This is a genomic window from Iodidimonas sp. SYSU 1G8, from assembly GCF_039655775.1.
Lineage (GTDB): Bacteria > Pseudomonadota > Alphaproteobacteria > SMXS01 > SMXS01 > RI-34.
In genome coordinates this window covers 1,567,011-1,582,194 of record NZ_JBBYXJ010000001.1, presented here as the reverse complement: position 1 = coordinate 1,582,194, position 15,184 = coordinate 1,567,011, and the positions used below count along the sequence as shown (strand labels likewise).

At 66.8% G+C, this 15,184-nt stretch carries 13 protein-coding genes; 10 read left to right on the top strand and 3 right to left on the bottom strand.

Going from position 1 to position 15,184, the window contains the following annotated elements; all coding sequences use genetic code 11:
- Positions 1-6: 6 nt before the first annotated feature.
- From WJU17_RS07550 to WJU17_RS07525, 6 genes are all read left to right on the top strand, one after another.
- The gene (locus tag WJU17_RS07550; protein WP_346326716.1) at positions 7-1,224 is read left to right on the top strand and encodes a threonine ammonia-lyase; all 1,218 of its coding nucleotides are present in this window, start codon (positions 7-9) and stop codon (positions 1,222-1,224) included.
- Positions 1,225-1,260: 36 nt separating this feature from the next.
- Positions 1,261-2,028 carry an SDR family NAD(P)-dependent oxidoreductase gene (locus tag WJU17_RS07545; RefSeq protein ID WP_346326715.1) on the top strand — a complete coding sequence of 256 codons (768 nt, stop codon included), beginning with the start codon at positions 1,261-1,263 and terminating at the stop codon, positions 2,026-2,028.
- 13 nt (positions 2,029-2,041) lie between these two features.
- Positions 2,042-3,430, top strand: a complete 1,389-nt coding sequence (locus tag WJU17_RS07540; RefSeq protein WP_346326714.1) for an amidase — start codon at positions 2,042-2,044, stop codon at positions 3,428-3,430.
- 80 nt (positions 3,431-3,510) lie between these two features.
- Positions 3,511-4,845: a phenylacetate--CoA ligase family protein gene (locus WJU17_RS07535; RefSeq protein WP_346326713.1), complete on the top strand. Its 1,335-nt coding sequence runs from the start codon at positions 3,511-3,513 to the stop codon at positions 4,843-4,845.
- Between the two features lie 69 nt (positions 4,846-4,914).
- Entirely contained in the window at positions 4,915-6,060 is a 1,146-nt protein-coding gene (locus WJU17_RS07530; RefSeq protein WP_346326712.1) for an enolase C-terminal domain-like protein, read from the top strand.
- The gene (locus tag WJU17_RS07525; RefSeq protein ID WP_346326711.1) at positions 6,057-6,944 is read left to right on the top strand and encodes a hypothetical protein; all 888 of its coding nucleotides are present in this window, start codon (positions 6,057-6,059) and stop codon (positions 6,942-6,944) included. Before WJU17_RS07530 ends, WJU17_RS07525 begins: the two co-directional genes overlap by 4 nt.
- Here the strand turns inward: WJU17_RS07525 and WJU17_RS07520 are convergent.
- Both WJU17_RS07520 and WJU17_RS07515 read right to left on the bottom strand, forming a co-directional pair.
- Positions 6,941-7,666, bottom strand: coding sequence for an alpha/beta fold hydrolase (locus WJU17_RS07520; RefSeq protein ID WP_346326710.1), 726 nt, complete (start codon positions 7,664-7,666; stop codon positions 6,941-6,943). The genes WJU17_RS07525 and WJU17_RS07520 overlap by 4 nt on opposite strands.
- 26 nt (positions 7,667-7,692) lie before the next feature.
- Positions 7,693-8,457: an SDR family oxidoreductase gene (locus WJU17_RS07515; RefSeq protein WP_346326709.1), complete on the bottom strand. Its 765-nt coding sequence runs from the start codon at positions 8,455-8,457 to the stop codon at positions 7,693-7,695.
- A gap of 187 nt (positions 8,458-8,644) precedes the next feature.
- Between WJU17_RS07515 and WJU17_RS07510 the strand changes: the two genes are divergently transcribed.
- The 3 genes from WJU17_RS07510 to WJU17_RS07500 all read left to right on the top strand — a co-directional run bounded on the left by WJU17_RS07510 (position 8,645) and on the right by WJU17_RS07500 (position 12,800).
- Positions 8,645-9,739, top strand: coding sequence for a hypothetical protein (locus WJU17_RS07510; protein ID WP_346326708.1), 1,095 nt, complete (start codon positions 8,645-8,647; stop codon positions 9,737-9,739).
- A 142-nt stretch (positions 9,740-9,881) separates the two neighbouring features.
- Entirely contained in the window at positions 9,882-10,664 is a 783-nt protein-coding gene (locus WJU17_RS07505) for a methyltransferase domain-containing protein (protein WP_346326707.1), read from the top strand.
- Positions 10,665-10,673: 9 nt separating this feature from the next.
- Complete coding sequence (locus WJU17_RS07500; protein ID WP_346326706.1) at positions 10,674-12,800, top strand: acetate--CoA ligase family protein; 2,127 nt, start codon at positions 10,674-10,676, stop codon at positions 12,798-12,800.
- Here WJU17_RS07500 and chrA read toward each other — a convergent pair.
- Positions 12,797-14,131, bottom strand: coding sequence for a chromate efflux transporter (chrA, locus tag WJU17_RS07495; RefSeq protein WP_346326705.1), 1,335 nt, complete (start codon positions 14,129-14,131; stop codon positions 12,797-12,799). The two genes, WJU17_RS07500 and chrA, sit on opposite strands and share 4 nt — an antisense overlap.
- Before the next feature lie 175 nt (positions 14,132-14,306).
- On the opposite strand from chrA, the gene WJU17_RS07490 reads away from it, so the two are divergent.
- A complete protein-coding gene (locus WJU17_RS07490; protein WP_346326704.1) occupies positions 14,307-15,176 on the top strand; it encodes a hypothetical protein in 870 nt (289 codons plus the stop codon).
- The last annotated feature ends 8 nt before the right edge of the window (positions 15,177-15,184 follow it).

The window sequence follows — 15,184 nt, the reverse complement described above, 5'->3', positions numbered from 1 at the left end:
TCGGCCATGATGTTAGCAGATATAAAAGCCGCGTCCGCCGCCATTCGGGAGGCGGTGCCGCCGACGCCCTTTCACCATTCGGTGACCCTGTCGGCGCTGACCGGTGCCCAGCTATACATCAAGTTCGAGAACCTGCAGTTCACCGCCTCGTTCAAGGAACGTGGCGCGCTGAACAAGCTGCTGAGCCTGACCGGCGACGAGCGCGTGGCCGGTGTCATCGCCATGTCGGCGGGCAATCACGCGCAGGCCGTGGCCTATCACGCCCGGCGGCTCGGCATCGCCGCCACCATCGTCATGCCGCGCGACACGCCAGAGGTTAAGGTCGCCGCGACCCGCGCGCATGGGGCCGACGTCCGCCTTGTGGGCGAGGGCCTGTCGGAGGCGGCAGTCCATGCCCGCGAGCTTGCCGGCCAGCACGGCCTGGTGTTCGTGCACCCGTATGATGACGCCGCCATCATCGCCGGACAGGGTACCGTGGCGCTCGAGATGCTGGCGGCGCAGCCCGACCTGGACGTGCTGGTGGTGCCGATGGGGGGCGGCGGGCTGATCGCCGGCATGGCGGTCGCGGCCAAGGCGCTGTCGCCCGGGATCGAGATCATCGGTGTCGAGGCCGAACGCTATCCCAGTATCCGTGACGCGCTGGCAGGCAATCCGCCATCGTCCATGGCGGGCACCATTGCCGAAGGCATCGCCGTGAAACAGCCGGGCGCCCTGACGCTGCCGATCATCCGCGCGCTGGTCGATGACGTGATGCTGGTCAGCGAGGTCCAGATCGAACAGGCGATCGCGCTTTACATCGCCATCGAGAAAACCGTGGCCGAAGGCGCGGGCGCGGTTTCGCTCGCCGGGGTGCTGGCCCGCAAGGCGCATTTCGAGGGGCGCAAGGTCGGCGTCGTTTTGTCGGGCGGCAATATCGACACGCGCCTGCTCGCGTCCGTGCTGATGCGGGACCTGGTGCATCAGGGCCGCATCGCGCGTCTTCGGATCGACATTTCGGATCGGCCCGGCGTGCTGGCCGCTGTGGCCGGCGCCATCGGCGATGCGGGCGGAAACATCCTCGAGGTGCAGCACAACCGTATCTTCTCCCACACGCAGGCCAAGGACACGGACCTTGAAGTGGTGATCGAGGCACGCGATCCCGGTCATCTGAGAAGCATCGTCGAGATGCTTGCCGGGAAAGGTTTCCGGGTGCGCTTGCTTGACGGTGATGAAACAGCCCTCTAGCGTCCGCCTCCAAGGACAACAGACTGGGATTTCCTCATGGCGCTGCCCAATTTCGACCTCACCGGCAAGGTCTGCTTCATCACCGGCACCACCAGCGGCCTGGGCCGCCAGTTCGCCCTGTGCCTGGCCGAGGCGGGTGCCAAGGTGGTGATCACCGGCCGGCGCAAGGAGCGGCTGGAGGCGCTGGCCAAGGAAATCAACGATGCGGGTGGCCATGCCTATCCCATCGCCTTCGACGTCACGGACCTGCCGGCCGGCGCGGCCGCCATCGCCGAGGCGGAAGAGAAGGTCGGCCCGATCTGGTGCCTGGTGAACAATTCCGGCATCACCGTCATGCGTGCCAGCCAGAAGATCAGCCAGGACGAATATGACCAGGTGATGGACACCAATCTGCGCGCGCCCTTCTTCCTCAGCCAGGAAGTCGCCAAGCGCATGATCGACCGGGGCGCGCCGGGCCGCATCATCAACATCGCGTCCATGCATTCCTATGTGGAACTCAAGGGCGGCATCACCTACTGCATGTCGAAGGCCGCCGTGCAGATGATGACGCAGGTGATGGCGCTGGAATGGGCCCGCTATGGCATCAAGGTGAACGCCATGAATCCGGGCTACATCCGGACCGACATCAACAGCGAATATTACGATTCGGAAGCGGGCCAGAAGGAGATCAAGGGCTGGCCCATGCGCCGGATCGGCAAGGATACCGACCTCAATGGCCTGCTACTGCTGCTGGCATCAGAGGCGGGGGATTTCATGACCGGCGCCGGCGTCAGGATCGACGACGGGCAGGCGCTCGGCTTCTGAGGCGGAGCGCGCCATGACCGATATCGTTCATCTGTCGGCCAGCGATCTGGTCGCCCGCTATCGACGCGGCGCGCTGTCGCCCGTCGAGGTCACCAAGGCGGTGTTCGAGCGGATCGATGCGCGGAACGAGGGCGTGAACGCCTTCATTCTGCTCGACCGGGAAGGCGCGCTGAAGGAGGCCGGAAAGTCGGAAGCGCGATGGACGAAGTGCAAGCCCAAGGGCCTGCTCGACGGCGTGCCGCTATCGATCAAGGAACATATCGACGTCAAGGGATGGCCCAGCCGGAACAGCTCGCCGGTGATTTCGGCGTCGCACCGCGCCAAGCAGGATGCGCCCATCACCGCCCGGCTGCGCGAGGCGGGTGGCATCATCCTGGGCAAGACGGCGACGCCTGAATTCTGCTGGAAGGGCGTCACCGACAGCGCGCTGCACGGCGTCAGCCGCAATCCGTGGGATCTGGACAAGACGCCGGGCGGCTCGTCCGGCGGCGCTGCGGCGGCCTGCGCGCTGGGCATGGGCGCGCTGCATGTGGGCACGGATGCGGGTGGATCGATCCGGATCCCCGCCGCGTTCTGCGGCGTGTTCGGGCTTCGCCCGACCCAGTTCAGGGTGCCGCACAATCCCGGAGGCGTCTCGGCGCTGATCTCGCAGGCGGGACCGCTGACGCGTACGGTCGCGGACGCGGCGCTGATGATGAACGTCATCACCCGCCCGGACAGCCGTGATCCATCGGCTCTGCCCTATGAAGCCACCGATTACCGTATCGGGCTCAATGATGGCGTCGCCGGGTTGCGGATCGGCTTCTGGAATGGCGAACGGCTGATCCCGTTCGATTCTGAGATCGCATCGGCGCTGACGGACGCCGCGGCGGTGTTTCGCGATCTGGGCGCCGAAGTTGCCGAGGCCGATCCGGGCTTCGACAACCAACTGCAGACATTCTTGGCGTTCTGGCAGCCGATGACGGCGCGCTATCTGGAAAACGCCAGCGAACAGGCGCTGGCCGACAGCGACCCTTTCCTGGTCCGATCGGCCCAGAAGGGTGCGCAGCAACCGATCATCCGGCATTACCAGGCAATGGCGGATCGCGGCGCGCTCATGCAGCGCATGGCCGCGTTCCACAAGGATTTCGATCTGCTGCTGGCGCCTGTCACGCCCGTGCCGCCGTTCAAGGCGGGACGCGGCATCTATGGTCCGGAAGGCGAGGCCTACAAGCGGACATGGACGCCCTTTACGTTCCCTTTCAACATCACGGGCCAACCGGCGGCGAGCGTTCCATGCGGCTTCACGAAAGCCGGTCTCCCCATCGGCCTGCAGATCGTCGGCCCCTGGGGGTCTGAAGCCCTGATCCTGCGCGCCGCACGGGCGCTCGAAAGCGTCCGTCCGTTCCGAATGCCCGATTGAGACGGTGCCTGTTCCGGCATATACCTTGTTGAATATTTGACGGACGGCTGATCGCCGTATCTGCGGAGGACAGGGCGCGGGTGCTGAATTCCTATTCACAGTCGCTGGTCTGGCCAGCGCTGATAGACCCGTCGGCCGCGCAGGTCTACGGCTTCCTGACGCAGCTTTTCCAGACCCAGTGGTTGAAGCCTGATCGGCTGCGGGAACTTCAGTCGGTTCAGCTTGCCGCGCGGCTCAGGCACGCGCGCGAAACGAGCGCGTACTTCGCGCCGCTGCTGGCGGGCGCCGAGATCCGCGCAGCGACCGCGTTCGAGGTGCTGGGAACGCTGCCGCTGCTGACCCGGGCCGACCTCCAGTCCCGAATGGACGACATCTATACGGCCGCGCCGAAGGAGCATGGCGACGTCTGGGCGACCAGTACTTCGGGCTCGACGGGCCAGCCTGTCACGGTTCGCTGTACGGCGGCGGGCTATGCCTTGCGCAACGCGGTGATGATGCGGAGCCTGGGCTGGCACAAGCTCGATATCAGAAAGCGTTTCGGGGCGATTCGCGCCAGTATCTCTGTGAAGAACGGCGTGGTGCCGGTCGTGGCCAAAAGCTGGGGAAAATATGTTTCAGCCGTGTACAGGACAGGCGAGGGCATCGGCCTCAATATCCGCGCGCCCATCGCCGACCAACGAGCCTTTCTGGAGAAATACAAGCCCGACTACCTGCTGACCTATCCTTCCAATCTGCAGGCGTTGGTCCAGGAGATGCCTGCCCCGCCCGGTCTGCGCACGCTCATCACCATTGGTGAAACCTTGCCCCAGGAGCTGGTAGACGAGGTATGGCGGGCATGGGGGATCGAGATATTCGATGAGTACAGTTCGCAGGAACTGGGGTCCATCGCCGTCCAGTGCGAGCATCACGCCTATCACTGTATACCCGAGGCCCAGTTTCTCGAGGTGCTGCGCGACGACGGCACGCCCTGCGGGCCGGGCGAGATCGGCCGCGTCGTGGTGACCGACCTGAACAATTTCGCGACCGCCATGCTGCGCTACGAAATTCGCGACTATGCCGAAGTAGGCGAACCTTGCGCCTGCGGGCGCGGATCGCCGGTGCTGAAGCGCATCGTCGGCCGCGTCCGAAATATGCTGATCATGCCAGATGGCAGCCGGGTCTGGCCGCGTTTCGGTTTGAAGCAGCTGGGGGAGCTCGCGCCGATCCGCCAGTATCAGATCCTGCAGACAGAACGGACCCGGCTCGAGGTGAACCTGGCCAGCGACAGGCCGTTGAGCGCCGACGAGATGCAGGCGGTGGCCGGACGGATCCGCGCCAACACGCATCAGGATTTCGACGTACACGTAGCCAATACCGTCGGTCCCCTGCTCAAGGGCGCCAACGAGAAGCTCGAAGTTTTCAAGTGCCTCATCTGACCGCCCGCGACGCGGCGTGCGTGATAAACTCTCTTTAATTTCTCCTGACAGCAGGGGCCGCCCCGTTACATGACCGATACGACCACCATAGACAGGGTTGAGGTCTGGCTCGTCGCCATACCCTATAAATCCGCCATGCGCTCGTCGCGCGGTACACTCGATCACGGCGAAAAGGTCATTCTCCGGATCGGCACCAGCGACGGTGCCAGCGGACTGGGCGAGGCATCGGTGATCTTTCCTGGCCGATCCGGTGAAAGCGCGGGGACAGTGTTCGTCGCGCTGCGGGATATCTTCGCTCCCGTGCTGCTTGGCAGGAATCCGCTGCACTTCAACGAGATCATGGCGGCGCTGAACGCGAGGTGCTCCGAGCAGTATGGCTTTCTGGGGACGCTGTGCGCCATCGACATCGCCCTGCACGACCTGATCGCGCGGCGCTGCGGCCTGTCGGTCGCCGATTATCTGGGCGGCACGCGGCGGACCGCCATGAAGCTGTCGCGCAGCCTGTCGATCCTGCCGGAAGCCCAGTTGGTCGACGTGGCGTGCCGGTATGCCGCCGACGGTTATCCCCTGCTGACCCTCAAGGGCTCGGCGGACTGGCGCGGCGATATCGCGAAATATCTCGCCGTCCGCAAGGCCGTGCCGGCGAGCACCGAGCTGGAGTTCGATCCCAATCAGGCGTGGACCCCCAAGGGCGCGCTGGAGGTGGACCATGCCCTCGCCGATGCGGGGCTGGTCTGTATCGAGCAGCCCTGTGCGTGGTGGGACCTCGATGGCATGAAATTCGTGACCGAACGGGCGCGTACCGGCATCGCCGCCGATGAATCCGTGCTGTCGCCCGCCGATGCGGTGCAGGTGGTCAAGCGCGGCGCCGCTGACATGATCACGGTCAAGCTGGCGAAATCCGGCGGTATCCGCAACTCGGTGACCATCCTAGAAATCGCCAGGGCGGGCGGCCTGACCTGCAACATGGGGTCCAAGCATACGCTGGGCGTGGGTACCGCCGCGCTGCTGCACTTCGCGGCGGCCTTCCCGGATGTGGGCGAGACGATCGGTTATGGCGATGCCCGCGAGCGGTTCGTCGGTGATGTCATCGGACAGGAACTGGCGGTCTCGCACGGCCAGGCGCATCTTCCCGAAGGCCTCGGCCTCGGCGTAACGCTGGACGAGGATGCCCTGAGCCGGTTCGGCGTGCAGTATCACGAGCTGCGCGCTTGAGCGTCCTGCTCGAACCCCGGGCATATTCGCCCACCGATCATGCCGGCATGATCGCGGAGGCGGCTCTGGCGCTGTCAGTGCCGCACGTCCATGCCGACGGCGCCCATGCGCTGTGCGGCAATACCTGTCTCGGCTATCACCGCGGCTGGATGCTGCTGCAGCACCTGGGGCTGATCAGCGGCCTTGCGAGCGAACGGGGCTATATCGTCGAGAGCATTCGGGAACTGGACTGCCGGCGTCCGCTGGACAGGGTGCTAATCGCGGGCAGCGCCGATTTCGGCCTGCTGTCGGTGCTGCACGAGGCCCTGGGAGAGGGGATTGCCCGACCGGTCATCGTCATCGCCGACCGCTGCGACACGCCGCTCGACCTGTGCCTGCGTTATGCGGACCGGATGGGATTCCAGGTCCAGGTCGACCGGCGCGATCTGCTGGAGTATCCGGTGCCGGGTGCGTTCGATCTGGTCATGATGCATTCGCTGCTCAGCTTCTGCCCGCCAGAACGCAGAAGCATGCTGCTCGCGGCCCTCGGGGCACCCCTGGCGCCGGGCGGGACGTTGCTGGCTTACCAGAGCATCCGTCCATCACCGTCGCCTGTGGTGCTCGCCTATAGCGACGAGGAAGTCGAGGCGCTTGTCGGACGTGCCCGCGACGCGCAGGCCGGGCTTCCGGCCGATCTGGTCGAGGCCCATGTACGCGCGTTCTGCCGCGCCAAGACCACGGTGTCGGTGGAATCCGTCGAGAGCGTGAGCGCGGCCATCGCCGCAGCCGGCCTTGTCCAGACAGATTGCCGTCTGATGCTGGATTCCGCCCACTCGCGGCACAAGGCGGCGACGCCCAGATCGCACTTCCTGAAATATGAGTTCCGCGCGTCCCGATCCGACTAGGTAAGCCCGCTGCCGTCGAGGAGGGCGTTCGCCAAGGCCGCCGGGGCGGAATAGAACGGCGAATGGTCGGTGAATAGGGTCAGCGTCCGCCGGCAGGGCATGCGGTCCGCCATGTGCCGCTGCAGGCGGATGGGGATGGCGCGATCGCGCATGCATTCGATGTAGATGCGCGGCACCCGCCCGGCGCGGTCTTCGGTAATCCGCATGGGACTGGCGACATAGGATGTGGGTTCGGGACAGACCAGCGACACCGCGCGTTCCGCCCATTGCGCATCCGACGTGTTGTAGAACAGCCGGGGAATCGCGGACGCCGCCACCGTCGAGGTGCTCATGTCCTCGGACAGCACGATGTTCCGCTCCAGCTCTGGATTGGGCATGAAGGCCAGCGGCGCGCCGGGCGCCTCGCCGGGCGGCACCAGGAAAGCGGTCAGGTAGACCAGCAGCGCGATGGATTCCGGCGCGAACTCGGCGGCCTGGCTGATGACGATGCCGCCCCGGCTGTGGCCGACGAGAATGACCGCTTCGTCCTGCTGGCGCGCCAGATCGGCGATGAACTGGCCCCATGCGGCAATCGGATCATCGGGCAGGGGCCCGGCATGGTTACCCATGCCGGGCAGATCGGGAGCGAGGGCGCGGTGGCCGGCCGCCTCGAGCAGCGGCACGACCCGTTCCCAGCACCAGCCACCGTGCCACGCGCCGTGGACCAGCAGAAAGGTGGCCATGGTTTTGCCCCCAGCCCCGGTGTGGCCTAGCGGAAGTCGTCGGCCAGCGGGAACTTGCCCAGATGGGCGCCGCCATTGACCTGAAGATTGATGCCGTTGACGAACGCCTCGTCGCTGGCGAGCCAGAGAACGGCATTCGAGATGTCCTCGACGGTGCCGAGGCGCGGCATGCGGGTTTCCCGCTCGAACGTCTTGGCGACGACGGGGGCGCTGTTGATGATGTCGCTGGTCATTTCCGAGACGACGAGGCCGGGCGTGATGGCATTGATGCGGATGTTCTTCTTGCCGTACTCGGTCGCCGCGATCTTGACCGCGTGATCGACGCCGGCCTTTGTGGCGGCATAGGCGGTCATGTTGGCGGGCGCCAAGGTCGCGGTCAGCGACGACGTCATGACGATGGATCCGCCTTCGGGCATGGCGGCGGCCATGTGCTTGATGAACAGGATGGCGCCGGTGAACTGGATGTCGATGGCATCCTTAAGCTTCGACGCGTCGATGTCGGCGATGGGCGAGGACACGTTGATGCCGGCGAAATTGACGGCGGCGTCCAGCTTGCCATAGGCATCGACGGCCGCCTTGGCGAGCGCCGCGATCTGGTCTTCCTTGGAGATGTCGCACGGCACGGCCAGCGCGCCGATTTCCTGGGCAAGTTCTTCCAGCGGTTCCGTACGCCGGGCGGCGATCACTACCTTGGCGCCTTCCTTGACCATCCGGCGCGCCGTCGCCTGTCCCATGCTGCCCTTGCCCGATGCGCCGAGCACCACGACGACCTTGCCATCCATCCGTCCCATGTATGCCTCCTTATTCTATCCGTTTTCGCATTTCGCGGCGGCAGCGTACGACCGTAGGGCGGGGATGTCGACAGGCCCCGTGTTCGCGGGGGATGAGTGTGGATAGTGGCCATGATAATCTCGCCCCAGTGACCGGTTTTTACGCTGGCACGATCCAAGACGAGATCGACGAAGGGGACTGACACACATGAAAATCGCATGGGCTGCGTCCGCCGCGCTTCTGATCGCGGTGGGCAGCGCAACAGGTTCGCTGGCCGAGGGGCAGCGGATGGATTCCGTATCCGGTAACAGCTACTCCGCCTCCGAGGCGCAGGGCGGCGTAGGCCTCGACCAAATCCGCACATTGCCCACCGACGTGGCGCCTTTCCCCGTCGTCCTGGAGGTCGACAAGGGCAAGTATCTCAAGGAGCGGCCCAAGATCGCCGTGCCGAGCTATGCGGTGTCCTACATCACCTCGGCGGAGGCGCGAGCCTCCAGCGCGGGGGCGGGCTCGGCGTCGGTCAACCGGTCGATCCGGTACAACACGGCGCTGGTGGGGATCGACGAGGCGGCGATGAAGCAGTGGGCGGACGAGGCTCACAAGGACCTCGTCGACCGCCTCACCAAGGCCGGCTTCGACGTGGTCGCGGCGGAGGCCATGCGGGCCGTGCCGGATTACGGCAAGGTCAAGTGGATCGAGGGCAACCGGACGCAGGATGGCCAGATCATCGATGGCCGCGCCAAAAAGGGCTGGGTGGTGTTCGGTGCCACGGATGCACCCCTGATCACCGGTATGTCGATGGAAACCGGCATGGCGGCGATCATGAGCGGCCAGTCCGCCGGGGCCTTGCAGAACGTCGGCGTCGATCTGGACGCCATGATGGTCCACCCGCTGCTGGTGCTCGACTACATCGCCATCCAGAGTTCGGGCAATAAAATGTTCTCGGCCAAGGCCAATGTCAGCGCCGAAACCAACTTTTCCATCCATCCGCGCAGCAAGGTCGATTTCGGCTACAAGGTCAAGCGCATGCCCGGGACCGGTTACACCGGCTGGATGACGATCGAGGACGGATTCCCCTCGGGCGAGGAATTCGGCGTGCTGCGCGAGGTGGACGACCAGTCGGATAGCCTCGTCATGCACAATGCCATGGCGCTGCTGGGGCTGGGCAACAGCTACAAGCAGAAGAAGATCCTTGTGGTGGAGCCGGTGCCGGCACGGTACGCGGCGCTCGTGAAGGCCGCCTATCAGGGCTACAACCAGGCGATCGTCGATGGGATCGTCAAGGCGCGCGCCGGGGGCTGATCAAGGCTCGTCGGATGCCGCGCCGGGCCGAGGTGGCTCGGGCGTGGCATCCGCCGCCGCCATGGACTAGTATCCGGCCGAGAACCCCGGCCAAGGCGTGCATCCGTGCATCCCTGGCCGGGACGACCAAAGGGCATTTTCCATGGGCGATCGCAAGAATTCCCTCCTGGCCACGCAGCGTGTGGTGGACGAAACTCCCGCCAGCTACGAGGATCTGTTTCAGCTGCGCGGCGCGCCCTATGACCGCGCCATGTCGCTGTTCCCCGACGCGCGCCGGGAGGAATTCGTCAACACCATCGATCGGGCGGCGCTGACGCCCGGCCAGTCGGTGGCCGACGTGCCCGCGGGCGGCGGCTATCTGGCCCGCTACCTTCCGGACGGCGTGCGCTGGCTCGGACACGAGCCCTGCGCCAGTTTCGGCTCGGGCGGCGAGGACCGGGGACTGTTGCCCCTGCCCTGGGCCGCTGGCGGCGTGGATGCGGCGATCAGCATCGCCGGGGTGCACCATCTGGCCGACAAGCGCCCGCTGTTCGCCGAACTGGCGCGGACCGTGCGCGCCGGCGGCCGCTTCGTCCTTGCCGATGTCCATGAGGAATCGGACGTCTCGGGCTTTCTCGACGGCTGGGTCGACCGCCACAACAGCACGGGGCACGAAGGCGTCTATCTCGGCGATCACACCCTCGACGACCTGCGGGAAACGGGCTGGGACATCGTGTCCGCGGAACGGGTGCCGTTCCACTGGCGGTTCGAGAACACCGTGGACATGGGTGAATTCTGCCACCGCATGTTCGATCTGCGCACCTGCCGGCCCGACGAGACCGCGCGCGCCATCGAGGCGGATCTGGGCATCGATCAGTTTCCCGGCCAGGTGGGGATGCGCTGGGAGCTGTACATGATCGTCGCCACGCCCGTGGCCAAGGTCTGACCCGCCTCCATGGCAGCGGAACATTTGCCCGCGGCGGATCAACCCGCCGTCACGGTCCTGAAGGTGCAGTTCGCCATCAATGGCTTTGGTTTCGGCCTGCGGCAGCCCTTTCTCAACGCGGTCGTCAGCGCGCGCCTGCACGGCGCCATCGACTGGCCGGGCATGGACCGGTTGCTCGCCGCGCTTCTGCCGTCGGCGACGGCGCCTGAAGCCGTGCCCGGCGAGGATGCGGAAGCGGCGCTGACACGCCGCATCCTGCACTGGACGCACGCCTTGCAGCGGGCGGCGGGACATCCCGTCTTCGATCGGGGCAAGGTGCTCAACCGGCGGGCGGATGGCGGCGCCTGGCAGCTGGCATTGCCGGCCCAGGACCATGTCGCGGCCGGCCGGGCCCTTCGCCTCGTCTGCGCGGTGGCGGCGCGGGGGATCGCGGACCCGTCGGCGGCGGAGACGGCGTTCGCAGCGGATCGCCGGGCCGATGCGCTGGCCTTCATCAAGGAGTGCCCGGCAAAGGGCTTCAGCGGATCGAACACGCTGCACTTCCTCGCGGCGGCGCACGAGAAGCGGCTGCCCTGGTTTCACCTGACCGGCGCCGTCTACCAGATCGGCGTCGGCGTCCGCAGCCGGTGGATCGACAGCTCCTTCACCGATGCGACGCCGGTCATCGCGACGAACATCGCGCGCAACAAGCTGGGTACGGCGCATGTGTTGCGGCAGTCGGGTATTCCGGTGCCGGACCATGCGCAGGTCGGCTCGGCCGACGATGCCGTCCGTGTCGCGGACCGTCTGGGTTACCCGGTGGTCGTCAAGCCGCTGGACAAGGATGGCGGCGTGGGCGTCGCGGCGGGCCTCAAGGACGCGGCGGGCGTCAGGCGCGCCTACGACGCGGCCCGCAAATTCTCCAACGCGATTCTGGTCGAAAAGCACGTGGAGGGGCGGGACTATCGTCTCGTCGTCCTGCACGGCACGCTGATCTGGGCGCTCGAGCGCGTGCCGGGCGGCGTGACCGGGGACGGAGTTCAGAGCATTCGCCAACTGGTGGACACGCTGAACGCCGATCCTCGGCGATCAAAGGCCTCGTCGGCGCCCCTGAAACCGCTCGACTTCGATGTCGAGGCGGTGGAACTGATCGAGGAAGCCGGCATGGACGCCGACACCGTGCTGCCCGAAGGCCAGTGGCTCCGTCTGCGCCGCGCCGCCAATGTGGCGTCGGGCGGCATGCCGGTGGGCATGTTCGAGAAGGTGCATCCGGCGAACCGGCTGCTGGCCGAACGGGCGGCGCGGGCGCTACGTCTCGATATCGCCGGCGTCGATCTGCTGATCCCCGACATCGAGCGGCCCTGGACGGAGACGGGCGCGGCCATCTGCGAGGTCAACGCGCAGCCGACCATCGGCACGACGACCTCGGCCCATGTCTATGGTCAGGTGCTCGACCGGCTCTTTCCCTCCGGGGCGCGGATTCCCATCGCCGCCATCGTCGGCTTGCCGGCCGGTTCACCGGTTCCCGTTCTGGTGGAGCGCATGCTGGCGGCGAACGGACGCCGCGTCGGGGTCGCCGACGCCGGCGCGGCGCGGATCTCGGGCGAAACGGTGGTGAGTGCGCCGGCCAGCTTGTTCATGGCGGCGCGCGCGCTGCTGGGCGATACCGGGGTCGATAGCGCGCTGGTGCTGATCGGGGATGATACTCCGCTGACCAGTCTTCTGCCTTTCGATCTCTGCTCGGTGCTGGCTCTCGCGGGCGACGCTGTCGGAGGCAAGGCGAACGCGCTGGCCGATCTCGGGCGCATGATGGTGCCCATGTGCGGCCGGCTGGTGGTCGATGCCAGAGCGGACCGGTGCGTGGCGCTGGCGGGCAGGGTCCGGGGAGTGCCGGTGACGCTGGCTTCGGGCGTTCCGGGCGGCACACCGGGGCTCGCCGGCGCGTCCACCGTCACGGCGGCCGTGGAGGGCGGCGTGCTCCGGCTCGTGGCCGATGGCACCGCGCTGGAGGTGGCGCTGGCCGAGGACGCCGATCTGGCCTGCACGGCGGCGGATGTCGCGCTCGCGGTGGCCGTCTCGGCCGGGTTGGGATGCAGTGCGGCACAGGCACGCGGCGTGCTCTCCCGGGTTCGTGTCGAGGCCGCCGCCGCCGCTTAGGTCGCCCACCGGATCGCGGCGCCGGCCAGCGCGCAGACGGCCAGCACGGTCAGCATCTTCCATTTCAGACGCAGCAGCGCGAGCATCGCGAAGGCGCTGAGCGCAAGCGCTGTCACGTCTAGCGTTCTCGGGTCGGGAAGGTCGATGCGCAGCGGCCCCAGCGCGTGCGGCGTGACGCTGCCGAAGATGACGTGAAGGCCGAACCACAGGGCCAGGTTCAGGATGACGCCGACAACGGCGGCGGTGATCGCCGACAGGGCCAGCGACAGCGCCTTGTTGCCGAGCAGCTTCTCGACCCAGGGCGCGCCGAGCAGAATCCACAGGAAGCAGGGCGCGAAGGTGACCCAGGTCGCCAGTACCGCGCCGAGCACGCCGCCGGCCAGCGGATCGAGTCCGGCGGCGTCGCGGAAGCCGGCGATGAAACCGACGAAGCTGAGCACCAGGATCAGCGGTCCCGGCGTCGTTTCGGCCAGCGCCAGGCCATCGACCATTTCGCCGGGTCTCAGCCAGGCATAGGTTTCCACGGCTTCCTGCGCCACATAGGCCAGAACGGCATAGGCGCCGCCGAAGGTCACGACCGCCATCTTGGAAAAGAAGGCGGCGATGGGAACGTACACGCTGTCCCAGCCGAACAGGGCGATCAGCAGCAGGGGCAGGCTGGCCCAGACGGCGCCCCAGACCGCCAGGACCGCCAGTGATCGCCGCCAGGTGGGCGCGACGGGCGGAAGCCGGTCCACGGCCTCGGTGGCCTTGGCGGCGCCGTGTGCCGAAGCGGGCGCGAGCAGGGCCGGTTTGAATTTTGCCAGCCAGTATCCGCCTAGTGCGGCCATGGCGATCACCACGGGGAAGGGCAGGTTCAGCAGAAACAGGGCTAGAAAGGCCGCCGCCGCGATCATCCGCATCAGCGGTGTCTTCAGGGCGCGGCGCCCGACTTTCAGAAGGGCTTCGACGACAATGGCCAGCACCGCCGCCTTCAGACCGAAGAACAGCGCCTCGAGCCAGGCGGTTTGCTGAAACAGGCTGTAGAGAATGCTCAGGCCGAGGATGACGCAAAAGCCGGGCAGGATGAACAGCAGCCCTGCCGCCAACGCGCCCGGGGTCCGGTGCAGCATCCAGCCGATATAGGTGGCCAGTTGCTGGGCTTCGGGTCCCGGCAGCAGCATGCAGAAGTTCAGGGCGTGCATGAACCGGGCTTCCCCGATCCACTTCTTTTCATCGACCAGGATCCGGTGCATCAGCGCGATCTGTCCGGCGGGACCGCCAAAGCCCAGCAGGCCGATCCGGGCCCAGGTCCGCAGGGCTTCGCCGAAGGGGACCTGATGCCCATCCATGATTTTGCTCCGTCGCGGTCGCCATGCCCGGATGGGCCATCATGGCGCGAGGGCGGTGACTTGCACGGCGCGAGTGTAGGGAGCGGGTATGACGTCTTCAAGTCCGCCCGGCGCTCACTCCCTCCTCGCGCGCCGCGTGCCGCTGTGGAATGATGGTCCTGGGGAGGATATGGCCGTGTTCAAGATTTTCGCGTTCCTGAAGCGTAACGCGGCGCTGAGCCGCGACGAGTTTCGTGCCGGACTGATCGGCTATCACGCCGGTCATTCGCGGCGCATGCGCGGACTGCGCGGCTACCTGGTCAATATCCAGACCGAGGCCGGCGCCGCGGACGCGTTGGGCGCGCTGCATGGTGACCTGGTCCGGAATCAGCCCGCCGATTTTGCCGGCGCGTGGGATGGATTTCCCGCCATGTGGCTGGACAGCGCCGAGACCTGGCGCGCCTCGCGCGAGCCCGAGGCGACGCGGGCCACCGCCGAGGGGCTCGTGATCGACCCGGACCGGACGCCGCAGGACGGCCCGTTCCTGTTCGATCCGGCGCCGGGGCAAGCCGACCGCTACCGCTCGGTACCGGTCGCCGTCGAGGAACTGGTCATCCTGCCAGTCGAGCGGCCCGAGCGCCGGCTCGCCAAGCTGGTCCAGTTCTTCCGGCGCAATCCGTCACTTACCGAGGCCGAGTTCCGACGCGGCCTGCTCGAGCACGCCGCGCTGGCGGCGACCATGAACGGGCTTCTCGGCTACACGCTCAATCTGCGCGATCCCGACGAGGACGCGGCGTTGCGAGGCGTCTATCCCGATGATGACTGGCGCTATACAGCGGACGGACGAGCGTGGCGCCGGGACTTCACCCGATCATGGGACGGCGCGGGCGAGCTATGGCTCGGCGACCTGAACGATTTCGCCGCCGGCCGCGCGGCGCCGCGCCTGCACCCGGCGCTTTGCGCGCTGGAGCGCTATCTGTTCGAAGCGGTCTGGTGGGTGGCGGTCGACGAGAGCATCGTCGTGATGCCGAACCGCGATCCCGCGCCCGCTTTTTACTACCGCTGAGGGAGGCC

What these genes read in the sequence shown, in the direction of transcription:
- WJU17_RS07505 (WP_346326707.1), top strand. Translation starts at nt 9,882, where the DNA reads ATGGGCGATCGCAAGAATTCCCTCCTGGCCACGCAGCGTGTGGTGGAC.
- WJU17_RS07530 (WP_346326712.1), top strand. Translation starts at nt 4,915, where the DNA reads ATGACCGATACGACCACCATAGACAGGGTTGAGGTCTGGCTCGTCGCC.
- WJU17_RS07515 (WP_346326709.1), bottom strand. Translation starts at nt 8,457, where the DNA reads ATGGGACGGATGGATGGCAAGGTCGTCGTGGTGCTCGGCGCATCGGGC.
- WJU17_RS07500 (WP_346326706.1), top strand. Translation starts at nt 10,674, where the DNA reads ATGGCAGCGGAACATTTGCCCGCGGCGGATCAACCCGCCGTCACGGTC.
- chrA (WP_346326705.1), bottom strand. Translation starts at nt 14,131, where the DNA reads ATGGATGGGCATCAGGTCCCCTTCGGCGAAGCCCTGCGGACCTGGGCC.
- WJU17_RS07520 (WP_346326710.1), bottom strand. Translation starts at nt 7,666, where the DNA reads ATGGCCACCTTTCTGCTGGTCCACGGCGCGTGGCACGGTGGCTGGTGC.
- WJU17_RS07545 (WP_346326715.1), top strand. Translation starts at nt 1,261, where the DNA reads ATGGCGCTGCCCAATTTCGACCTCACCGGCAAGGTCTGCTTCATCACC.
- WJU17_RS07540 (WP_346326714.1), top strand. Translation starts at nt 2,042, where the DNA reads ATGACCGATATCGTTCATCTGTCGGCCAGCGATCTGGTCGCCCGCTAT.
- WJU17_RS07550 (WP_346326716.1), top strand. Translation starts at nt 7, where the DNA reads ATGATGTTAGCAGATATAAAAGCCGCGTCCGCCGCCATTCGGGAGGCG.
- WJU17_RS07510 (WP_346326708.1), top strand. Translation starts at nt 8,645, where the DNA reads ATGAAAATCGCATGGGCTGCGTCCGCCGCGCTTCTGATCGCGGTGGGC.